This is a genomic window from Legionella yabuuchiae, assembly GCF_900640115.1.
In the GTDB taxonomy this organism is placed as follows: domain Bacteria; phylum Pseudomonadota; class Gammaproteobacteria; order Legionellales; family Legionellaceae; genus Legionella_A; species Legionella_A yabuuchiae.
This window is the reverse complement of the sequence record NZ_CAAAIW010000057.1, coordinates 1-2,069: the sequence shown is the minus strand read 5'-3', so window position 1 is coordinate 2,069 and position 2,069 is coordinate 1. Positions and strand designations below refer to the sequence as shown.

The window sequence follows — 2,069 nt, the reverse complement described above, 5'->3', positions numbered from 1 at the left end:
GTTGATGCTCGCTATCAGTAGTCACCTTGAACTTCTTGGCTGCTTTGGGAATAAGCTGTTGTCTGCGCATACTGTCACTGATTGTTTTTATCGCAGCAGGTGATCCATCTTCAATTAAATCTTGTTGAATTCGAGTCGCACCATAACACCCTTTGCTATCATCGAAGAATTCTTTGATTTGCATATCTCTAGTCTGCTGCTTCAAGGCGCGATTACTTAACTTAAAGCCATTATTACGCCAATCATAATACCCACTTCGCGATACTCGAAGCACAATAGCCATACGCGTCACAGAGAAGCAGTGCTGTTGCTCAAGCATAAACTCGAATCGTTTTATTTTTGGTTCTTCGCGAAGTAGGTGGCCGCCTTTTTTAAAATGGCTAGATCTTCCGCTTGTTCAGAAAGTTGTCGTTTAAGCTTCGCCACTTCTGCTGCAAGCTCTGCTTCACGCTGGCTCGTGCTGACTTTCTTAGCCAGTTTGCCACGCCAATCGTAGATTTGGGATTCATAAACACCTAGCTCTTTTGCGGCTGTAGCAACCCCTTGCTTAGCAGCCAAGTTGACTGCTTCTTGTTTAAACTCTTCGGTGTGGATTTTTCGTATCTTTTTAGTTGTCATAAAGTACCTCGGTTAGTGATTTTACTCACTTAACTGAGTGTCCGGAAGTGTTGCTGGGGATCACTTTACAACCTTTCTCGACTCTCTCCTACAACGGAAACTCAATAAAGAATCGGTTAAGAAGTCTGGTTAAGTTTTCAAAATTAAGAAATTATCGGCTTTGACGAGATTAATTAATCTAGCAAATCAATGAGCAAACATAATGGATAAAATATTTAGGGATTCATCAGATGATTTAGATTCTAATTTACCAATTTTTTTTACAATCCTGGAGCGATCAATTGAACGCAATTGGTCTAAGGCTATCTGCCCCTCTTTGCCTTGAAAAATTGTTCTAACTCTCGTTGGAAATGACTCACGAATAGTACTAGTCAATGGAGCGATGATAACCGTTTTAAGGCGGCTTAAATTCATTGAGTCGGGCGATATAATGACTGCCGGTCTTGTTTTTTTTATTTCAGAACCAACCGTTGGATCTAAATTTACCAAACAAACATCGAATCTTTTTATTTTTACCATGTCCAATCATCTTCGTCGAATTGATTAGATAAATCGACTACCTCACTTTCCTGTGCAGAATCAGCGATCACATTGAATTTTTCCAGCCATCCTTCCTGCTTGCTTTTAGATGGTGTTAATAGAATAGCCCCATCTTTATTAACAGTAATTTCCATTACTTCCCCTGGTTCTAAGTGTGCGTCTTTTAATAGCGTTGAAGGTATACGAACTCCAACGGAGTTTCCCCATTTTTTCAGTGAGACTGTTGACATATTTATTATAATCCAAATATAAACATAGTTTAATTATACAATGTATAGCCAACAATTTCAAGCGATGGAAATACGTTATTCATGTCTCATAATTCATGACAAAATAGACGGTTGCGAAGTTGATCATTTTCCGTCTATTAAATCGTTTTTCTTCAATTAATAGACTCGGCTGTCTTTCAATCGATTTAATAGACATGCTTTCAAACCATTTATAGTTCATTTAAAATTTCCCTACTTTTATATTTTAGAGAAACATTTGATGAGCAATATCGTTAACTTTCCAGATCCAGAAGCCCAAAAAAAAATGGAATAGTATTCCTTCTGCCGTTCAACAAATGTTTTTAAAAAACGCGTGGTGCTCTCAGTGCTCAAGTGCAACAAAGTTGAAAGACCCAACTTTCGAAAACGTTAGCCAAGATTTATTAATTAAGGGTTATTACAATGCATGTAATGGTGATGTTGCAAGGTTAATTGAGATGTCCTAAAAACTAGCTTTCTCGACCTGCATCAATCGTATCGGAAAACACCTGTTTTTCGGATACTTCCTGGTGAGCAGTTGAAAACACTTCAAAAACCCAATATAGTTGATTAAAATTTAAAAAGTCTTATATATTTGTTATAATTAGCGCTTTTTAGCTATGACATATTCATTAGATTTTAGGGAAAAAGTACTATCCCATG

Annotated in this window: 3 protein-coding genes and 1 pseudogene; all 4 read right to left on the bottom strand. The window is 37.3% G+C overall.

Going from position 1 to position 2,069, the window contains the following annotated elements; translation table 11 throughout:
- A pseudogene (locus tag E1O47_RS12560) lies at positions 1–618 on the bottom strand (transposase); the annotation flags it as partial.
- A 186-nt stretch (positions 619–804) separates the two neighbouring features.
- Positions 805–1,137: a type II toxin-antitoxin system PemK/MazF family toxin gene (locus E1O47_RS12000; RefSeq protein ID WP_133131471.1), complete on the bottom strand. Its 333-nt coding sequence runs from the start codon at positions 1,135–1,137 to the stop codon at positions 805–807.
- Positions 1,131–1,388: an AbrB/MazE/SpoVT family DNA-binding domain-containing protein gene (locus E1O47_RS11995; protein ID WP_133131470.1), complete on the bottom strand. Its 258-nt coding sequence runs from the start codon at positions 1,386–1,388 to the stop codon at positions 1,131–1,133. The genes E1O47_RS12000 and E1O47_RS11995 overlap by 7 nt, the downstream gene beginning before the upstream one ends.
- A 79-nt stretch (positions 1,389–1,467) precedes the next feature.
- The gene (locus tag E1O47_RS12350; RefSeq protein ID WP_165475122.1) at positions 1,468–1,608 is read right to left on the bottom strand and encodes a hypothetical protein; all 141 of its coding nucleotides are present in this window, start codon (positions 1,606–1,608) and stop codon (positions 1,468–1,470) included.
- Positions 1,609–2,069: the final 461 nt, after the last annotated feature.